This is a genomic window from Streptomyces bacillaris (assembly GCF_003268675.1).
Classification (GTDB): domain Bacteria; phylum Actinomycetota; class Actinomycetes; order Streptomycetales; family Streptomycetaceae; genus Streptomyces; species Streptomyces bacillaris.
On the sequence record NZ_CP029378.1, the window covers coordinates 743,846 to 760,909 of the forward strand.

Here is a 17,064-nt window from a genome sequence, read left to right on the forward strand (position 1 = left end):
TGGCCCTGCTGGCCTCGCTCGTCATGGTCCTCGGGCTCACCTCCACGGCCGCGTACGGCAAGGGCGGCGCGGGCGGCGACGACCGCTCCGGGGCGCAGGCCGCCGCCGACCAGGTGCTGACCTGGACGGCCGGTGACCCGATCGACCGCTATCTGACCGCGCCGGAGACGGCGGTGGCCGGCAAGGCGACCATCGTCTTCGAGAACAGCACGGCGACCGGCAACACCACGAGCATGCCGCACACGCTGACGTTCAGCGTCTCGGACCCGGAGTACAACAACGACGTCCAGGTGAACATCCTGGCCAACCCCGGTGACTCCGAGGGCGGCAAGCACAGCGTGGAGGTCACGCTGACGCCCGGCAAGTACTTCTACCACTGCACGATCCCCGGCCACGGCGAGATGAAGGGCGTGCTCACCGTCACCGAGGGCGGCGGCGGTGAGGACACCGAGGCCCCCGCGACCTCGGCCAAGGTCGACGGCGACCGGAACGGTGACGGCGCGTACATCGGCCAGGCCACCGTCACCGTCGAGGCGACCGACGCGGGCTCGGGCGTCGACACCGTCGAGTACGCGCTCGGTGCCGACGGCGCGTGGCAGCCGTACACCGCGCCCGTGGTCGTGAGCGAGGTAGGTGACCACACCGTCCGCTACCGGGCCACCGACAAGGCGGGCAACACGGCCGAGGAGAAGTCCGTCGACTTCGCGGTCGCCGCCCCGCCCACCGACGACAAGACGCCGCCGGAGACCTCGGCGACCGTATCGGGCGAACAGGGCGACGACGGAGCCTACTTGGGCATGGCCACGGTCACCGTGACCGCGTCCGACACCGGGTCCGGTGTCAACACCATCGAGTACGCGCTCGGCGCCGACGGTGAGTGGAAGGCGTACACCGCCCCGGTGATGGTCCACGAGGTGGGCGAGCACACCGTCCGCTACCGGGCCACCGACCGGTCGGGGAACGTGGCGGAGGAGAAGTCCGTCGCGTTCACCGTCGTCGAGCCGCCGTCGCAGGACAAGACGGCCCCGGAGACCTCGGTGAAGGTCGAGGGGAGCAAGAACTCCGACGGCGCGTTCATCACCAGCGCCAAGGTCACCCTCACCGCGACCGACGACGACTCGGGCGTGGACAAGGTCGAGTACTCCCTCGACGGCGGCCCCTACCTCGCGTACACCGCCCCCGTCCTGGTCGACCGGGTCGGCCACCACACCGTCGCGCACCGGGCGACGGACAAGGCGGGGAACACCTCCGAGGCCGAGCGGGTGTCCTTCACCGTCGCCCAGGGCGGCGGGGTCCCGGCGCCCAACTGCGCGGAGTTCGACGAGCGGCACACCGTCTTCGTCGGTACGGTCGACACGGGCGTCCCGAACCGGATCACCCGTAACCGCTGCACGATCAACGAGCTGATCGAGGACGAGAAGGACTGGTCCTCGCACGCGCTGTTCCTCAAGCACGTGACGGCGGTCCTCGACAAGCTGAAGACCGACGGCGTGATCGACCAGCGCGAGCGCAAGGCGATCAACCAGGCCGCCAAGCAGTCGGGCATCGGGAAGCCGGGCCAGTCCGAGGGGTACACCAAGCTCTTCGACGGCACGGCGGCCTCGCTCGCCAAGTGGCAGCACGTGGGCGGCGGCGCGTTCGGGCTGAACGAGGAGGAGGGCTCCATCACCAGCTCCACCACGGTGGGCGGCATGGGCATGCTCTGGTTCCCGACCCGGGCGTACGGCGACTTCTCGCTGAAGCTCCAGTGGCGCGACGACGCCCCGGGCTCCGGCAACGCCAACGGCGGGGTCTTCGTCCGCTTCCCGAAGGTCCACGACCACCCGGAGGAGTCGCGTCCGGAGTGGGTCGCCATCAAGTACGGCCATGAGATCCAGGTCAACGACCGGCCGGACGGCGACATGTACAAGACCGGTTCGGTCTACGGCTTCGACCGGGTGGGGCTCGGCGGCGCCGGGGTCACCCCCAAGGGCACCTGGAACGACTACGAGATCAAGGTCGTCGACCAGCACTACGAGATCTACCGCAACGGTGTCCTGATCAACGAGTTCGACAACACCGGCGGCCAGCTCTTCGAGCCGCCGCGCGGTGACGACCCGGGCACCGACGGCCGGCGGTTCGCCTCCGGCTACATCGGGCTCCAGGTCCACGGGGTCACGGACGTCATCTCGTACCGCGACATCCGGATCAAGGAGCTGTAGCCCAGAGAAACAGGTCTCAGGAGGCCGTGGCCGCATGCTCGGGCGTGCGGGCGCGGCCTCCTGGGTGCCGGTGGCGCCACACCCAGAAGACCGTGCAGGAGACCAGCGCCCAGGCCGCGAGCACCAGATAGGGGAAGACGAACTGGTGCCCCTGGTAGTAGACGGCCGTGTGCTGGGCGTTGACGGAGGCACCCGGCGGCAGCCAGCGGCCGATGTGCCCGAGGGCGGAGGGCAGCAGCGGCCAGGAGACCGCGCCGCCGGAGGACGGGTTGCCGAGCAGCACCATGACGCCCCAGGTGGGGATCATCGCCCACCGGCCCATCAGGGTGTTGAACATGGTGAAGACCATGCCCGAGGTGAACATGGTGAACGCCAGGATCAGCCACGACTGGACGAACGGCAGGTCCACCGCCCCCAGCCACCAGTCCACGGCCGCGGCGATGGCGAACCCGCCGAGCAGGGCGTACGCGGCGGTGAACACGATGCGCTCCGCCGGGTTGAGGCCGCGGGCGTGGATGCTGAGCTGGATCGCGCCGAGGAACCCCATGATGACGGCGGCCAGCGAGATGTAGAAGAGCGCGAGCCCGCGCGGATCACCGGCCTGGAGCGGCTTGACGTCCCGGACGGTGACCGGCGCCCCGGTGGCGTCCCCGACCTCGATCCCCGCCTTGCCGAGCAGTTCGGCCACGGAGGCGCCGGACGCCCCGGCCACGTCGAGCGCCACCCCGTCGTCCGAGGCGCGCACGATCGCGAAGACCTTCTGCTCGTCCAGGGCGCGCCGGGCGTCCGCGAGGTCCCGGTAGTCGTGGAGTTCGAGCGAGGCGTCGAGGGCCTTCTCCATCCCGGTGACGAACGCCTCGCCGCGCTGCACGGCGGGCTGGGTGACCAGGGCCGCCGGAATGCGGTGCGGGGTGGGCTTGGCCATCGCGTACGTGTAGGAGCCGGCGAAGAGTCCGGCCGCGGCGGCGACGATGAGGACCAGAACGGTCGCGGGGAGGAACGGGCTGTTCTTGTACGCCTCCCAGCGCTCGCGGAGCGTCAGGGGGCGGCCGTGGGCGCCGTGCTTCTCGCTGCTTCCGCTCACGCGGTACCGCCGTCGTCATGGCGGGCGCGGCTGGGCTGGACCCGCTTCGGTTCGCCGGGCATCTTCGGGTACTCCGGCGGGTACGGCATGTCCCCGAGCCCGCGCTCCTTCTCGTCCCGGTCCGCCAGCTCCAGCAGCCCGTCCAGCCGGAACGCCTCCTGGTCCATGTCCGCGTGCACGTCCCCGAGTTCGGCGTACCGGCCCGGCATCGTACGGATGTCGAAGTCGCGCGGTTCGGCGTCGTCGATCTCCTCCCAGCGCAGCGGCGCCGAGACCGGGGCGTGCGGGAAGGGGCGTACGGAGTAGGCGGAGGCGATCGTGCGGTCGCGGGCGGTCTGGTTGAAGTCGACGAAGATCCGCTCCCCGCGCTCCTCCTTCCACCAGGCGGTCGTCACCCGCTCGGGCATCCGCCGCTCCAGCTCGCGCCCGGCGGCGATGGCGGCGCGCCGGACCTCGGTGAAGGTCCAGGCGGGCTCGATGGGGACGAAGACGTGCATCCCGCGCCCGCCGGAGGTCTTGGGCCACCCCCGTACGCCGTGGTCCTCCAGGACCGAGCGCAGCTCGTGGGCGGCGGCGACCGCGTCGGCGTAGTCGGTGCCGGGCTGCGGGTCCAGGTCGATGCGCAGCTCGTCCGGGTGGTCGGTGTCCCCGGCCCGGACCGGCCAGGGGTGGAAGGTGAGGGTGCCGAGGTTGGCGGCCCAGATCACGGCGGCGAGTTCGGTGGGGCACAGCTCGTCGGCGGGGCGGCCGCTGGGGAAGGCGATGCGGGCGGTGGGGATCCAGTCGGGGAGGTTCTTCGGGGCGCGCTTCTGGTAGAAGAAGTCGCCCTCCACCCCGTCCACGAACCGCTGGAGCGTGGTGGGCCGGTGGTTGAGGGCGCGGGTGATCCCGGGGCCCACGGCCAGGAAGTATTCGGCCACGTCCCTCTTGGTGTAGCCCTTCGCCGGGAAGTACACCTTGTCCGGGTTGGAGAGCCTCACCGCTCGTCCGCCCGCGTCCAGCTCCACCGCTGCTCCCATGTCGGCCACCGTAGGCCGGTCGCACATATGCCGCACATCGGGAGACATGGGTGTGCCGGGGCGCCAGAATCGAGTCATGGACCTGCCGGTGATGCCGCCCGTGAAGCCGATGCTCGCCAAGTCGGTGGCCAAGATCCCGCCGGGCATGAGCTACGAGGCGAAGTGGGACGGCTTCCGGGCGATCGTCTACCGCGACGGTGACGAGGTGGAGATCGGCAGCCGTACGGGCAAGTCACTGACCCGCTACTTCCCGGATCTGGTCGACGCCGTACGGGAGAACCTGCCGCCGCGCTGTGTGCTCGACGGGGAAATCGTCATCGCCCATGAGGGGCGGCTCGATTTCGACCGGCTCAGCGAGCGCATCCATCCGGCGGACTCCCGGGTGCGGATGCTCGCCGAGCGGACCCCGGCGAGCTTCATCGCCTTCGACGTCCTTGCGGTGGACGACACCTCCCTGCTGAGCACCCCGCAGACCGACCGGCGGGCGGTGCTGGTGGCGGCCCTCTCCGGCGCCTCCGCGCCCGTACTCCTCGCCCCGTCCACCACGGACATCGAGCTGGCCCGGGAGTGGTTCGACCGGTACGAGGGCGCGGGGCTGGACGGGATCGTGGCGAAGCCGCAGGATCTGCCGTACCGGCCCGACACCCGGGTGATGTACAAGATCAAGCACGAGCGGACCGCCGATGTCGTGGTGGCGGGATACCGCGAGCACAAGAGCGGCCCGGTCGTCGGCTCGCTGCTGCTCGGTTTGTACGACACCGGGGGCGTGCTCCAGCACGTCGGGGTCTGCGCGGCCTTCCCGATGAAGCGCCGCGCCGAGCTGGCCGAGGAACTGGCCCCGCTGCGCTGCGCGTTCACCGGCCATCCGTGGGGCGCGTGGGCGGACGCGGCGGCGCACGAGGCCTCCCGGCTGCCGGGGACGCAGAACCGCTGGACGGGGAAGAAGGACCAGTCGTGGGTGCCACTGCGGCCGGAGCGGGTCTGCGAGGTCGCGTACGACCACATGGAGGGCGACCGGTTCCGCCATACGACGCAGTTCCGGCGGTGGCGCCCGGACCGGACCCCGGCGAGCTGTACGTACGCGCAGTTGGAGGAGGTCGTCTCCTACGACCTGGCGCAGGTGCTGGCGGGCGGCTGACCCGGCGGGGAGACCTGGGAGGTGTGGGGACGGCGAGAGGGGGAATGCGGTGGTTTCCACGGGAAGTTCCGCATTCACCGAGCGCCCTTCACCGACGGCGTGGAAAGGAGGTACGGGCGTGCACCCTACCCCGCACACCCCTCCCGTACGTCACGCCGATGCCGTACCCCTCGGTGTGCCCCGCAGCGCGGCCGAGGCGCGCGATGCCGTGACCCGGCTGCTGACGGAGGAGTTCGGCGGGCTGACGGACGAGACGCTCGCGAACGTGGTCGTGGCGGACGCCCTGCTGGTGACCTCGGAGATCGTCACCAACGCGCTGCGGCACGCCGACGGGGTCACCGGCTTCTCGGCGCGGATCATCGGCGGCAACCTCCACCTGGTGGTCGACGACGCGGACCCCCGCCATCCGGTCCTCCAGGAGCCGGCCCCCGGGTCGGTCGGGGAGGGCGGTTACGGCTGGTCGCTGGTCCACCGGCTGACCGCGCGGCTCTCCGTCACCCCGCACGGGGGCGGCAAGCGCATCGCCGCCGTGGTCGCCCTGGCCTGAGCCCGGGGCCGTGAACTGCGGTCAGGGGGCGGGCGAGGGGTGCGGGTCGGACGGCCCCTCCTCCCCCGCTCCCCTGGCCGGCCGTCGGTCCTTCTGCTCCTGGCGGGCGAAGAGGTGGTCGATGCCGGTGATCCGCATGATCCGGTCCAGGAAGGGCGGGGCCTCCTCGACGTGCAGGCGCACCCGGCGGGCCGCCGTGTCGCGGTGGACCTGGAGCAGGGCGGAGACGCCCATGGAGTCGCACATCTCCAGCCCCGCGCAGTCCAGGTGCAGATCGTCGAACTCCGGCCGGGCGGCCAGCCGTTCCGCCGCACGCGCGACCAGTTCGCCGCTGGTGTCGTAGTCCAGGTCCCCGGTGAGACGCAGCCGCACCCAGCCCCGGCCCTCCTCGGCGGTGACGGTGAGGAGGGGGCTCGGCAGGGCGGTCATGCGGGGGCTCCGGAGGACTGATCGGTGGCGGCCACGGCCTCGTCCAGATGGCGGCGGGCCCGGTCGAGCATGCGGGTGGCGCGCGGGAAGTCCTTCAGCTCGGCGGCGAGGGCGTCCAGGGCGGGGTGGAGGGACCGGGCAGGGACCCGGCGGGCGGTCAGGACGGCGGCGGTCCACCGGATGAAGCCGGTGAAGAGGTCGTCGCTGTCGGTGTAGAGGGCGACGCCGAGGAACTCCACGACGTGGGCGACGTCCTCGGCCGTGCGCTCGCGCTGCGGGGCGGAGTAGTCGGCCATCGCGGGGAAGTCCCGCTCCAGCTGGGCCAGCACCACCCGGACCAGCCGGGCCCTGGCCCGTACGACGAGGGTGTACTCCTGGTCGGTGAGATGGGCCAGGCCGTCGCTCTCCGGGCGGCCCGCAGCCAGGTCGGGGGACGGGATGCCGTCGGCCAGCCGGCGGGCCGCGGCGCGCGCGTCGGGGGCCCAGGCGTCGGCACCGAGCAGCCGGGCGTACCGCCCGTCGGGGCCGAACGCGGCGCCGCCCGCCAGCACCGGCACCCCCACCGCCTGGCAGGCGGTGATCGCGGAGTGGGCGGTGGGCAGCCGGGTGGCGAGGGAGGAGGAGAGGGCGACCGCGTCCGCCCCGGTGTTGTGGAGATGGGTCACCAGGTGCGGGGTGGGCACCTGGGCGCCCAGGAAGTCGACCCGCCAGCCGCGCAGGGTGAGGACCTCCGCCAGCAGCCGGGCGGGCAGGGCGTGCCACTCCTGGTCGACGCAGGCGACGGTGATCCGCCCGCCGTAGGGGGCCGGGCGGTGGGCGGGGTGGTGGGCGAGCGCGGCGATCACCCGCTCCGCGATGGCGGTCGCGGCGTGCTCCTGGGCGACGGTGAGCCGGTCGGCCTGCCAGGCGCGGCCGACCCGGGCCTGCACGGGGGCGATCACGTCGAGCAGGACCGTCTCGGCGGAGATCCCGGTGTCCAGGGCGGTCAGCACGAGGTCGGCGGCGCGGTATTCGTCCCGGCCGGTCACCGCGGCCCAGAGATCGCCGCGGAGCGTGTCGAGACCGGTGGCGTCGACTGTGGTGGTCATGCGGTGTACCTGCCCCGTGTGTGGCCGTCCACCGCGGTGAGATGGGTGGTCGGCGGTGCGGTGATCGCGACCACCGCCAGATCGTCGTGGCCGCCGTCCCCCAGCCACTGGGCCGCCAGCATCCGGATGTGCTCCACCACGGCCTCGCCGGGCATGCCCGCGCACTCGGCCAGGGCGCGCTTCAGCCGTTCGTCGCCGAAGAGTTCACCGCCGAGCGGGCCGCCGCGCGCCTCGGTGATGCCGTCGGTGTAGAGCAGGCACGTCTCGCCGGGCAGCAGGACGGCCTCGACCGTACGGGCCGTCACCTGGTCCAGCGCCCCGACCAGGCTGCCGTGGGTGGGGATCTCCTCCACCCGGCCGTCGTTGCGCACCACGAGGGGCGCCGGGTGGCCGGCCGAGGTGAGGCGCAGGCGCACCTGGTTCCCGGCGCGCAGGACGGAGGCGAGGACCAGGGTCGCGAAGCGGGTGTTGTCGGAGTTCAGCAGGGCCCCGTTGAGGAGTCGCAGCACCCGCTCGTGGTCGTCGGCCATCGGCGTCAGGGCCTGGAGCGTGTTGCGGATCTTGCCGGTGAGGACGGCGGCCTCCAGCCCCTTGCCGCAGACGTCCCCCAGCACCACCAGGGACGGGTCGGCGGCCGTGGGCCCGGGGTGGACGTCGTAGAAGTCGCCGCCCACCCGCTCGTGGGCGTTGGAGGGACGGTAGCCGCCCGCGAACTCCACGCCGTGCACCCGGTGGAGCCGGGGCGGCAGCAGATCGCGCATCAGCGTACGGGTGATGCTGTGCTGCTCCGCGTAGAGGCGGGCGGCCGACAGGGCGGCCCCGGCGCGGGCCGCGAAGAGCCGGGCGAACGTCTCCTCGGTCTCGCTGAACTCCCCGCGCGTGTCCGTACGGAGCAGGATCAGGGCCCCGGCGGGCACCCCGTGGCCGGGCAGCGGGGTGACGACCACCGAGCCGACCGTCGTGGGGAGACCGTCGGGGACGACCCAGTCGGGCAGGGACATCGGGTCGATCCACCGGGACGGAACGGGCGGGAACCCCTTCAGCGCCTCGGCCAGGCCGGGCACGGTGGCGGGGTCGACCGTGACCTGCCCCTGGGTGACCTCCCCGCCCGCGACCGCCCGGGTGACGGGCAGCCGGCGGCCCGACGCCGGAGCCACGACGACGGCCGCGTCCGCGAAGAACCCGGCGGCCAGCTTGGCGGTCGCGGCCATGCACCGCTCGGCGTTGAGCGAGGAGAGCAGCGTGCTGGACGCCTCGGCGAGGAAGGCGGTGCGCTCGCGTTCGGCGGTCAGGGCCTCCTCGGCGGCGTACCGGGCGGTCTGGTCGACCAGCCACCACACCACCTCACCGTTCGCGCGCCGGGTCGGATGGGCCTCGAAGCGGCGGCCCCGGTACTCCCCCGCGACGGCGGGCCGCCGCGTACCGCCCTGGTGGACCGCGTCGGCGGCCACCTTCGCCGTGGCCCCGGCCAGCCAGGAGAGGCCGTCGGGCAGCGGGGCACCCTCCGCCACGCCCGGGAGCAGCTCCATGTCCCCGTCGGTCCGGACGGCCGTGCCGGTCGGATCGACGGTGATCATCGCGCACGGAGGGCAGCCCCAGTCGGCCGGAGCGAACCGCTCCTTCGTGGGGGTGCCGCCCTTCGCGGTCGTGCCGGTCTCTGCCTTGGGTGAAGCCATGAGGGGGGACCCGCCTGCGGCGAGTCGCACCACCTTCCGGTCGGACGAATTGTTTCCCTAGGGCAAACATCTCGAAGGGTGCCCGAAATAGCAACCCGATCCCGCACGCGTCCACCGTGCGGGTCACCTGTGGCACAGGACGGTCACTTCACCCTTTCGAGGCCTTTTCGAGGTCTTCACATGGCGAGGTCCTCAGGGGGCGGGGCTCTCACAGGGCGGGGTGGTGGCGCCGTCTCCTCCGGTCCCGCTCCCGGGGTCGGCGCTGGGACAGTCGGGGGTGGTGGGAGCCGTGGGACCGGTGGGGCTGGGGTCGGTGTTCGGGCCGGGGTCCGGGTCCGGGTCCGTGGGGGTGGGCGTGGGCGTCGGGGTGGGGTCGGGGCCCGGGTCGGTGGGACCGGGGTCGGTGGGGGTGGGGGTCGGGCCGGGGTCGGTGGGACCGGGGGTCGGGTCCGTGGGGGTCGGCGTGGGGCCCGGGTCCGTCGGGTCGGGGCCGGGGGTCGGGTCGGTCGGGGTGGGGGTCGGGCTCGGTGAGCCGGGACCGGTGGGCGTGGGGGTGGGCTTGGGCGTCGGCGGGCGGGTCGGCTGCGGGCCGATGACGATGCCTCCGCCGCCGCCCGTGCCCGGCGGACCGGCCGGGGTGCCGGAGCCGACCGGCGCCTTGGGGCGGTTCACCCCGCCCGGCCCCGGGCTGACGGGCAGCACCCCCTGGCCGTCCGCGACCGGGTGGGCGCCCTCGCGGTAGAACTCCAGCCAGGACAGCACCGTACGGAGATAGGCGCCGGAGCGGTTGTAGCTGAGGATCGCCCGGTCCAGGTCGGCCCGGACCGTCAGGTCACGGCCGCCCGCACAGAGGTAGTGCCCGGCGGCGAGGGCCGCGTCGTAGATGTTGTTCGGGTCCTTGCGGCCGTCGCCGTTGCCGTCCTTGGCCCAGTTGACCCAGGTGGACGGGATGAACTGCATGGGCCCGACGGCCCGGTCGTACGTCCGGTCGCCGTCGTACACCCCGTTGTCGGTGTCCCGGATCAGCGCGAAGCCCACCCCGTCGAGCGCGGGCCCCAGGATCGGGGTCAGGGTGGTGCCGTGCGCGTCGACCCTGCCGCCCGACGCCTGCCCGGACTCGACCTTGCCGATCGCCGCGAGCAGTTGCCACGGCAGCCCGCAGCCGGGGGCGGTGCGGAGCAGGGACCGCTCGGCCTTGCGGTAGGCGGCGAGTACGGTCGCGGGGATTCCGGCCTCGGAGCGGAAGGGCGCCACGATCGGCGGCGACGGTGTCTCCCCGGCCTTGGGCGGCTTGAGCGGGGCCGGGGGCTCCGGACTCACCAGCGGTGGCAGCTCGGTGTGGTACGAGTCGTCGCCCGGCACCTCGCTCCACACCACGTCGTCCGTGCCCGGGGCGGCCCGCCCCTCGCGCGAGGCCGCCACAGCGTCCACGAAGTCGGGCGCCTGGGACGCGGTGAGCGCGGCCATGGCGGCCACCGCCGTGACCGTGCCGGTGAGCTGACGGCGTACCGTGCCGTTGAACCTCATGACGGGTCCCCTCTCCCCGGTGATCCGGGCTCTCTCCCGGCTCTCCGGGCTCTCGCGGTTGCCCGGGCGTGGCGGCTGTCCGGGCCTGGTGGTCCAGCGGTTCAGCGGGTGAACGTGTCGATGGCGGCGATCCGCCAGGTGTCGCCCCGGCGGACGGCGTCCACGGCGAACATGGCCGCCGCGTAGGTGGTCTCCTCGTCCTTGCCGGTACGGGTGTTGCTCTGGTCCGCGAAGATCAGCAGCCGGGCGCGGTCGCCGTCCAGGTACTCCACGCCGCTCGCGGTGACGGTGGTGGTGAGGACCAGCTTCTGCTTCTCCCCCTGCTCCCGGACCTCGGCCAGCATGTCCTTGTGCTGCTGCACCGCCCGGCCGGTGAGGTGGGTCTCGGCCGCCCGGTCCGCGCGGGCGGGCGAGGCGTAGTCGTACGAGAACACGGCCCCGACCGCCTCCCCGATCCGGCCCTTCACCTCGCTGGTGCGGGCGATGTCGGTGAGCGCGGTGTTCTGCCGCGCGGGCTCGTCGCGCAGGGCGGCGGCCGAGCCGAAGGCCCAGGCGGCGAAGGCTCCGAGGAGGACGGTGAGGGCGCAGAGGAGGGCGGGGAGGGTGGTGGTGCGGGGGCGGCGGGTGGTGCGGCGGGGCGGGGCGGGCTCCGCCTCGGCCTCGGCCTCTGTCCCTGCCTCCGTCTCTGTCTCTGGTTCGGGCTCGGGCTCGGGCTGTGCCTTCGCGTCCGCCTCTGTCTCCGGTTCCGGTTCTGCCGCCGTCTCCTCGGTGGGTTTCGTGAGGAGTTCGGTTGCCGGGCCGGTGCGCGTCGGCGAAGTCGCCAGTCTGCGGCGGCGGTTGACGAGGTGACGGGTCGTCGACATGGGTGGTCCTCTCGGGTACGGAGGTGGGGCGGCGAGCGGTTACGGGCGAGGCGAGGCGCGGGGGTCAGCCGGCCGTGGAGCCGACGGGCGCCTGGCCGAGCGCGCTGAGCTTCCACCCCTCCGGGGTCCGGGTGAGGGTGCCGAGCATCCGGCTCTCCTTCACCGCCGGGTCGCCCTTGGGCGCGGTGACGGTGACCCGGAGCGCCACCATCACCCCGGCCCGGCCCGCCCGTTCGTCGAGTTCGGTCACCGCGCCGGAGAGCACCTTCGCGGTGCTGACCGTCTTCGCCGCCTCGATCTGCTTCGCGAACGCGTCCCGCCCTTCGACGAGTTGGCGGTGGAGATCGCCGGTGGTCGACTCCTCCCAGCTGTCGAGCCCCTTCTCCAGGGTGCGATGGTCCAGGGTGTTCATGTTCTGGACCGCCTGCTCGCCCGCCGCCAGCGCCGCGTCGCGCGCCTGCGCGTAGGAGGCCGCGTCGTCGTGGGCGGCGTCGTACCGCTCCCAGCCGCCCCAGCCCGCCGCCGCTGCCGCGACGACCACGAGGGCCGTCGCCGCGATCACGAGGGGGTTCCTCGTCGTTACTGCCCGTGCCATGCGCTGTCTCTCCCCTGCCCTCATATGGAGCTGATCTCGACGATCCGCCAGTGCCCGTCCCGCAGTTCGGCGGTGACGGAGAGCTGGGCGGATGCGGTGGTGGCCGGCCGGCCCCGGCGTTCGTAGACCTGGTCGAGGAAGACCAGGAGGTGGGCACCGGTGCCGGAGAGCCGGGTGACCCCGGCCCGTACGACATGGGTGGTGAGCGTCAGCTTCTGGTCGGTCGCCTGCTTCTCGACCTGACCGAAGAGTGCGGCGTACTGCTGTAGTGCCTTGCCCGCCAGAACCTGTTGGGCTGCCTCCTTGGCGAGGCCGGTGGCGTCGGGGCCGTACGAGAAGATCCGGCCGAGCGCGTTGCTGACGTCGCCGGTGACCCGGGTGGTGGCCTCGGTGTCCGTGAGGGCGAGGTTGGCGGTGGCCGGGGTGTCGCGCAGCTGCTGCCCCGCCGCGAAGAGGTAGCCGCCGGTGGCGAGGAGGGCGAGCGCGACGACGGCGCCGAGGAGGCGCGGCCACCGGGGGCGGCGGCCGGGCCCTTCGGCGGTGCCGTCCGAGCAATCAGGGTTGCTCTCCGGGTCGTCGGGGCGGTCCCACTCACTGTCGTTGTCGACGCGGTCTTCAACCGCCTTGCTCTCCAGCATGGTTCGCTCGCTCATCCGCCCTCTCCCGCCGCCATCGCCGTGAGCGCCTTGACCTTCCAGCCGTCGCCGGTACGGGCGAGCGTGGCGGTGAAGCGCTTGCGCTGGGTGCCGGGGGCGCCCGTGCGCGGGGTGACCTCGACGTCCACGGTGGCGATCAGCTCCGCCGTGCCGGTGCGGTCGTCCAGGGCGGTGAGCGCGGCCGAGGTGACCTTGGCCTCGGCGGTGTCGCCCGCCGCCGTGAGCGTCTTGGCGTCGGCGTCCGAACTCCGCTTCAGCTGGTCGTGGAGCGGTCCGGTGGAGGCCTCGCGCCAGGCCCGCAGGCCGGTGGAGACCCCGGCCGCGTCCTTGCCGTCCAGGCTGTTCAGCGTGGCCATGTGCCGTCTGCCCTCGGCCAGGGCCGCGTCGCGGGCCTTGGCGTAGGCGAGGGTGCGGTCGCCGCGCGCCTGGGCGTACGACCAGGTGCCGAGCCCGCAGACGAGGGCGGCGGCCAGCAGGACGGCCCAGCCACCGAGCAGCCGGGGGCGCGTACCCGTTTTCGTACGGAGCCTCATGAGCCGCCTCCCAGGCCGAGCAGCCCGGCCATCCCCGGGGCGGGCGGCGCGGTCCGCGGCTCGGTGCCGAGCGCTCCGGGCAGCCGGTCCTTCGCCCCCGTACCGCCACCGTCGCCCAGCAGCATCGAGCCGGGCTTGGCGGGGGCCGGGACCGGGCCGCCCTTCGGGGCGTTGGCGCTGCCCCGGACGTTGATGCCGGTGCCGGGCGAGGAGGCGCACCGCGCCTGGGCGTTGAGGGCGGGCGCGGGTGAGGTGTCCAGCCCGTTGCGGTACTTCGTCGCCCCGTATCCGGCGGTGCAGGGCAGCGGTTCGAAGAAGGTGACCGACATCCCGAACCGGGCACCGTCCCCGTCGACCGCGCTCGCTCCGGCCGCGACCACCGCCGGGAGCTTCACCAGCAGCTCTTCCAGGCCGCGTTGGCGGGTGACGGCTACCTCCGAGGTGGTGAGCAGGTTGGCGACGACGACTCCGAAGGCGGGGTCGAGGTCGCGCAGGAGGCCGCTGATCTGTACGGCGGCGTCCGGGGTCGTCGCGATCAGCCGCCGCAGGTCGCCGTCGGACGACTTGAGTTCGGCGGCCAGCTCCTTGGCGCCCGAGGCGAACCCCTTGAGCGCCGCGCCCTGTTCGGCCTGGGTACGCAGCACGGTCTCGCCGTCGGCCATCAGCCGGGTGGTGACCGGCAGCGCCTTGTCGGCCGCGTCGATGAACTCGCTCCCGCTGTCCAGCAGCACCTGGAGGTCGTCGCCGCGCCCCTCGAAGGCGGTGCCGAACTCCTCGACGACCGTGCGCAGATGCTCCAGGTCCACCGAGCCCGCGAAGTCGTTGACGCTGGTGAGGACTTCGGTGGGCGGGGCGGGGAGCGTGGTGTCGGCCGCGTCGATCACCGAACCGTGACCCAGGTAGGGGCCGTCGGAGCGGGTGGGGCGCAGGTCGACGTACTGCTCACCGACCGCCGATAGGTTGGCGACGACGGCCCGCAGGCTGTCCGGGATGGGCGGGGCGTCCTTCTCGATCCGCAGTTCGGCCTCCACGCCGTCGTCGGTCAGCTCGATGGGACCGACGCGGCCCACCGAGACGCCCCGGTAGGTGACGTTGGAGTGGGTGTAGAGGCCGCCGGTCTGCGGGAGCTGGACCGTGACGGTGTAGTAGCTGCGCAGCCCGACGTAGTGGCCGAGCCCGGCGTACCGGACGCCCAGATAGCCGAGGACCAGTACGGCGATGACGAGGAAGGCGATGTTCTTGAGCCGGATGGCGGGTGTGATCACGGGGTGCTCCCCTGCTCGGTCCCCGGGGTCCGGGAGGCTTCGGGCTGCGCGGTCCCCGACACGGCCGGCAGCGGGAGCGGCAGCACGCCCCGGGGAGCCGCCGCCGCACCCTCCGTACCGTCCCCGCCGTCGCCGCCCGGTTCATGCGGGGGCGGGGGCAGGGCCGGGTCGTCCGGGGTGAGCGCCGGGATGATCCGCGTACCGGGTGCGGCCGTGACGTCCAGGTAGACGTTCAGGTAGTCGCCCTTCACCCCGCGCAGCACCTCGTCCGTGAACGGGTAGGTGAGCGAGGCCTGCAGGGAGTCGGGAAGATCCTGGCCGGAGTCCGCGAGGGCCTTCAGCGTCGGGGCGAGCGCCTTGAGGTCCGCGATCATGTCGGCCTTGCTCCGGTTGACGGTGTCGACGGCCACGGTGGAGAGGGCGTCGAGCGAGCGCAGCATGGTGAGCAGGGAGCCGCGCTGCTTCTCCAGGACCTTGAGCCCGGGGCTGAGCCCGGTGAGGACCGTTCCGACGTCCTGTTTCCGGGTGGCGAGGGTGGCGGAGAGCCGGTTGACGCCGTCCAGGGCCCGAGTGATGTCGCCCTTGTTCTCGTCCAGGTTGGTGACCAGGGTGTCGACCCGGTTGAGCATCGAGCGGATCTGTGGTTCCTGGCCGGTGAGCGCCTTGTTCAGCTCGGTGGTGATGGTCTTGAGCTGGTTGATCCCGCCGCCGTTGAGAAGCATGGACAGCGCGCCGAAGACCTCTTCGACCTCGGGGTTGCGGTTCGTGCGGGCGAGCGGGATGCGGCCGCTCTCCGCCAGGGAGCCGCGGGCGGTGCCCTGCGCGGGCGGAGTGAGCTGGATGTACTTCTCGCCGAGAAGGCTGGACTGTTCGAGGCGGGCGTAGGCGTTGGCGGGGAGGGCGATGTCCCCGTTGACCCGCATGGTGACCCGGGCGCTCCAGCCGTCCGGGGCGAGGTCGATCCGGGTGACGCGCCCGACGGAGACGTCGTTGACCTTCACCGACGACTGCGGGGCCAGGCTGAGGACGTCACCGAACTCGGCGGTGATCTCGTACGGACTGTCCCCCAGGTCGGCGCCGCCGGGCAGCGGGATCTGTTCGATGCCGGTGAAGACGGGGCCGTCGGCGCGTACGGCGACCAGGGCGATCAGGGCTCCGGTGGCCAGCAGGGCGACGGCTCCGACGGCCAGCCGGACGCCGGTACGGGGGCCGGTGCGGGCGTCGGCGGTCTGCGGTGGTTCGGCCGTGGCGTCCGGGGAGCCGTTCGTGCTGTGCGGGGTGCCGCTCATCGTTCCGCTCCCTTCTTCCGCTGCTCCGGGTTCTGCTGGTCCGGTTTCTTCTCCGTCGGCTGTTTCTCGGGCGTGCCGAAGACCGTGCCGACCTCCGGCAGCGGCAGCACGGGCAGGGCCTTGCGGCGGTTCGCGTCGACGGGGGCGAGGCCGGGCGGCGGGCCGGAGGCGGCGGCCGGGTCGGTGAGCGGGCCGCCCATGGAGAGTTCGTTGAGGTTGGCCCGCCCGTTCAGGGTCCGGTTGGCGGGGTCGTACGCGTTCAGGACGTTGCCCGCCGCCAGCGGCAGCGTGTCCATCGCCTCGGCCAGCGAGGCACGCTGGTCGACCAGGGCCTGGGTGATGGGGACCAGGGCGTCGACGTTCTTCTTCAGCGCGCCCCGGTTCTTGGCGATGAACGTCTTCACCTGGCCGAGGGCCGCCCCCAGCTCCTTCAGCGCGGCGCTGAGGTTCTTCTTGTCGTCCGCGAGGAACGAGGTGACCGAGTTGAGCTGCTGCTCGGCGGTACGGACCTCGCTGTCGTTCTCCTTGAGCATGGTGGTGAAGGACTGGAGGTAGGAGAGGGTGTCGAACAGGTCGCCGCTGCTCTTGTCGAGCGTCTTGGCGGCCTTGCCGAACTGTTCGACGGAGTCCCCGATGGCCTTGCCGTTGCCGTCCAGGTTCTTCGCCCCCGTCTCCAGGAGCCGGGCGAGCGCCCCGTCGGCGTTGGCCCCGTTCGGTCCGAGCGCCGTGGTGATCTCGGTGATGGAGGCGTAGAGCTGGTCGACCTCGACGGGGGTCGCGTTGCGGGCGGCGGGGAGTTCGGCGCCGTCCGCGAGGAGCGGTCCGCCGTCGTAGGCGGGGGCGAGCTGGACGTACCGGTCGGCGACGAGGCTGGGCGCGACGACGACCGCGTGGGCGTCCTTGGGCACCTTGACGCCCTTGTCCAGCCGGAGGACGACCTTCACCTCCTCGCCCTGGGGCGTGACGGACTCGACCGTGCCGACCCGGACCCCGAGGACGCGCAGGTCGGACCCGGCGTAGACGCCCGTCGCCCGTTCGAAGTAGGCGGTGACGGTGGGCCGGGAGTCCTGCTCCAGGGCGCTGACCCCGGTGGTGGCGGCCACGGCGACGACCGCGAGTCCGGCGCCGATCCCGATGATGCGTGTACGTCTCAT

General features: G+C 72.9%; 16 protein-coding genes. 3 read left to right on the plus strand and 13 right to left on the minus strand.

Annotated features, from left to right (window positions below; genetic code table 11):
• Positions 1 to 23 precede the first annotated feature (23 nt).
• Positions 24 to 2,201 carry an OmpL47-type beta-barrel domain-containing protein gene (locus DJ476_RS03045; RefSeq protein ID WP_404827583.1) on the plus strand — a complete coding sequence of 726 codons (2,178 nt, stop codon included), beginning with the start codon at positions 24 to 26 and terminating at the stop codon, positions 2,199 to 2,201.
• Positions 2,202 to 2,217: 16 nt separating this feature from the next.
• Here the strand turns inward: DJ476_RS03045 and DJ476_RS03050 are convergent, their stop codons facing one another.
• Together DJ476_RS03050 and ligD are read right to left on the minus strand one after the other, a co-directional pair.
• A complete protein-coding gene (locus DJ476_RS03050; protein WP_112489765.1) occupies positions 2,218 to 3,285 on the minus strand; it encodes an ABC transporter permease in 1,068 nt (355 codons plus the stop codon).
• Positions 3,282 to 4,304, minus strand: a complete 1,023-nt coding sequence (gene ligD, locus DJ476_RS03055; RefSeq protein WP_318294318.1) for a non-homologous end-joining DNA ligase — start codon at positions 4,302 to 4,304, stop codon at positions 3,282 to 3,284. The genes DJ476_RS03050 and ligD overlap by 4 nt, the downstream gene beginning before the upstream one ends.
• A gap of 76 nt (positions 4,305 to 4,380) precedes the next feature.
• Here ligD and DJ476_RS03060 point away from each other — a divergent pair, with 76 nt between their 5' ends.
• On the plus strand, positions 4,381 to 5,442 hold the full coding sequence (locus DJ476_RS03060) for an ATP-dependent DNA ligase (protein WP_112489766.1): 1,062 nt from the start codon (positions 4,381 to 4,383) through the stop codon (positions 5,440 to 5,442).
• 118 nt (positions 5,443 to 5,560) lie between these two features.
• On the plus strand, positions 5,561 to 5,989 hold the full coding sequence (locus DJ476_RS03065; protein WP_112489767.1) for an ATP-binding protein: 429 nt from the start codon (positions 5,561 to 5,563) through the stop codon (positions 5,987 to 5,989).
• 21 nt (positions 5,990 to 6,010) lie between these two features.
• Here DJ476_RS03065 and DJ476_RS03070 read toward each other — a convergent pair whose 3' ends face one another.
• The 11 genes from DJ476_RS03070 to DJ476_RS03120 all read right to left on the minus strand — a co-directional run bounded on the left by DJ476_RS03070 (position 6,011) and on the right by DJ476_RS03120 (position 17,064).
• Positions 6,011 to 6,418: an STAS domain-containing protein gene (locus tag DJ476_RS03070; RefSeq protein ID WP_112489768.1), complete on the minus strand. Its 408-nt coding sequence runs from the start codon at positions 6,416 to 6,418 to the stop codon at positions 6,011 to 6,013.
• A complete protein-coding gene (locus DJ476_RS03075) occupies positions 6,415 to 7,506 on the minus strand; it encodes a cobalamin B12-binding domain-containing protein (RefSeq protein WP_112489769.1) in 1,092 nt (363 codons plus the stop codon). Before DJ476_RS03075 ends, DJ476_RS03070 begins: the two co-directional genes overlap by 4 nt.
• Positions 7,503 to 9,182 carry a PP2C family protein-serine/threonine phosphatase gene (locus tag DJ476_RS03080; protein WP_208853468.1) on the minus strand — a complete coding sequence of 560 codons (1,680 nt, stop codon included), beginning with the start codon at positions 9,180 to 9,182 and terminating at the stop codon, positions 7,503 to 7,505. The genes DJ476_RS03075 and DJ476_RS03080 overlap by 4 nt, the downstream gene beginning before the upstream one ends.
• 192 nt (positions 9,183 to 9,374) lie before the next feature.
• Complete coding sequence (locus tag DJ476_RS03085; protein ID WP_112489770.1) at positions 9,375 to 10,709, minus strand: lytic transglycosylase domain-containing protein; 1,335 nt, start codon at positions 10,707 to 10,709, stop codon at positions 9,375 to 9,377.
• A gap of 101 nt (positions 10,710 to 10,810) precedes the next feature.
• Positions 10,811 to 11,572 (minus strand): hypothetical protein, encoded by a 762-nt coding sequence (locus DJ476_RS03090; protein WP_112489771.1) that lies wholly within the window; start codon positions 11,570 to 11,572, stop codon positions 10,811 to 10,813.
• Positions 11,573 to 11,636: 64 nt separating this feature from the next.
• On the minus strand, positions 11,637 to 12,167 hold the full coding sequence (locus DJ476_RS03095) for a nuclear transport factor 2 family protein (RefSeq protein WP_112489772.1): 531 nt from the start codon (positions 12,165 to 12,167) through the stop codon (positions 11,637 to 11,639).
• A 20-nt stretch (positions 12,168 to 12,187) separates the two neighbouring features.
• Complete coding sequence (locus tag DJ476_RS03100; protein ID WP_112489773.1) at positions 12,188 to 12,820, minus strand: hypothetical protein; 633 nt, start codon at positions 12,818 to 12,820, stop codon at positions 12,188 to 12,190.
• Positions 12,817 to 13,356, minus strand: a complete 540-nt coding sequence (locus tag DJ476_RS03105; RefSeq protein WP_112489774.1) for a hypothetical protein — start codon at positions 13,354 to 13,356, stop codon at positions 12,817 to 12,819. Before DJ476_RS03105 ends, DJ476_RS03100 begins: the two co-directional genes overlap by 4 nt.
• The gene (locus tag DJ476_RS03110) at positions 13,353 to 14,621 is read right to left on the minus strand and encodes an MlaD family protein (RefSeq protein ID WP_103417180.1); all 1,269 of its coding nucleotides are present in this window, start codon (positions 14,619 to 14,621) and stop codon (positions 13,353 to 13,355) included. Before DJ476_RS03110 ends, DJ476_RS03105 begins: the two co-directional genes overlap by 4 nt.
• Complete coding sequence (locus DJ476_RS03115; protein WP_318294319.1) at positions 14,618 to 15,910, minus strand: MCE family protein; 1,293 nt, start codon at positions 15,908 to 15,910, stop codon at positions 14,618 to 14,620. Before DJ476_RS03115 ends, DJ476_RS03110 begins: the two co-directional genes overlap by 4 nt.
• Entirely contained in the window at positions 15,907 to 17,064 is a 1,158-nt protein-coding gene (locus DJ476_RS03120; protein ID WP_112489775.1) for an MCE family protein, read from the minus strand. The genes DJ476_RS03115 and DJ476_RS03120 overlap by 4 nt, the downstream gene beginning before the upstream one ends.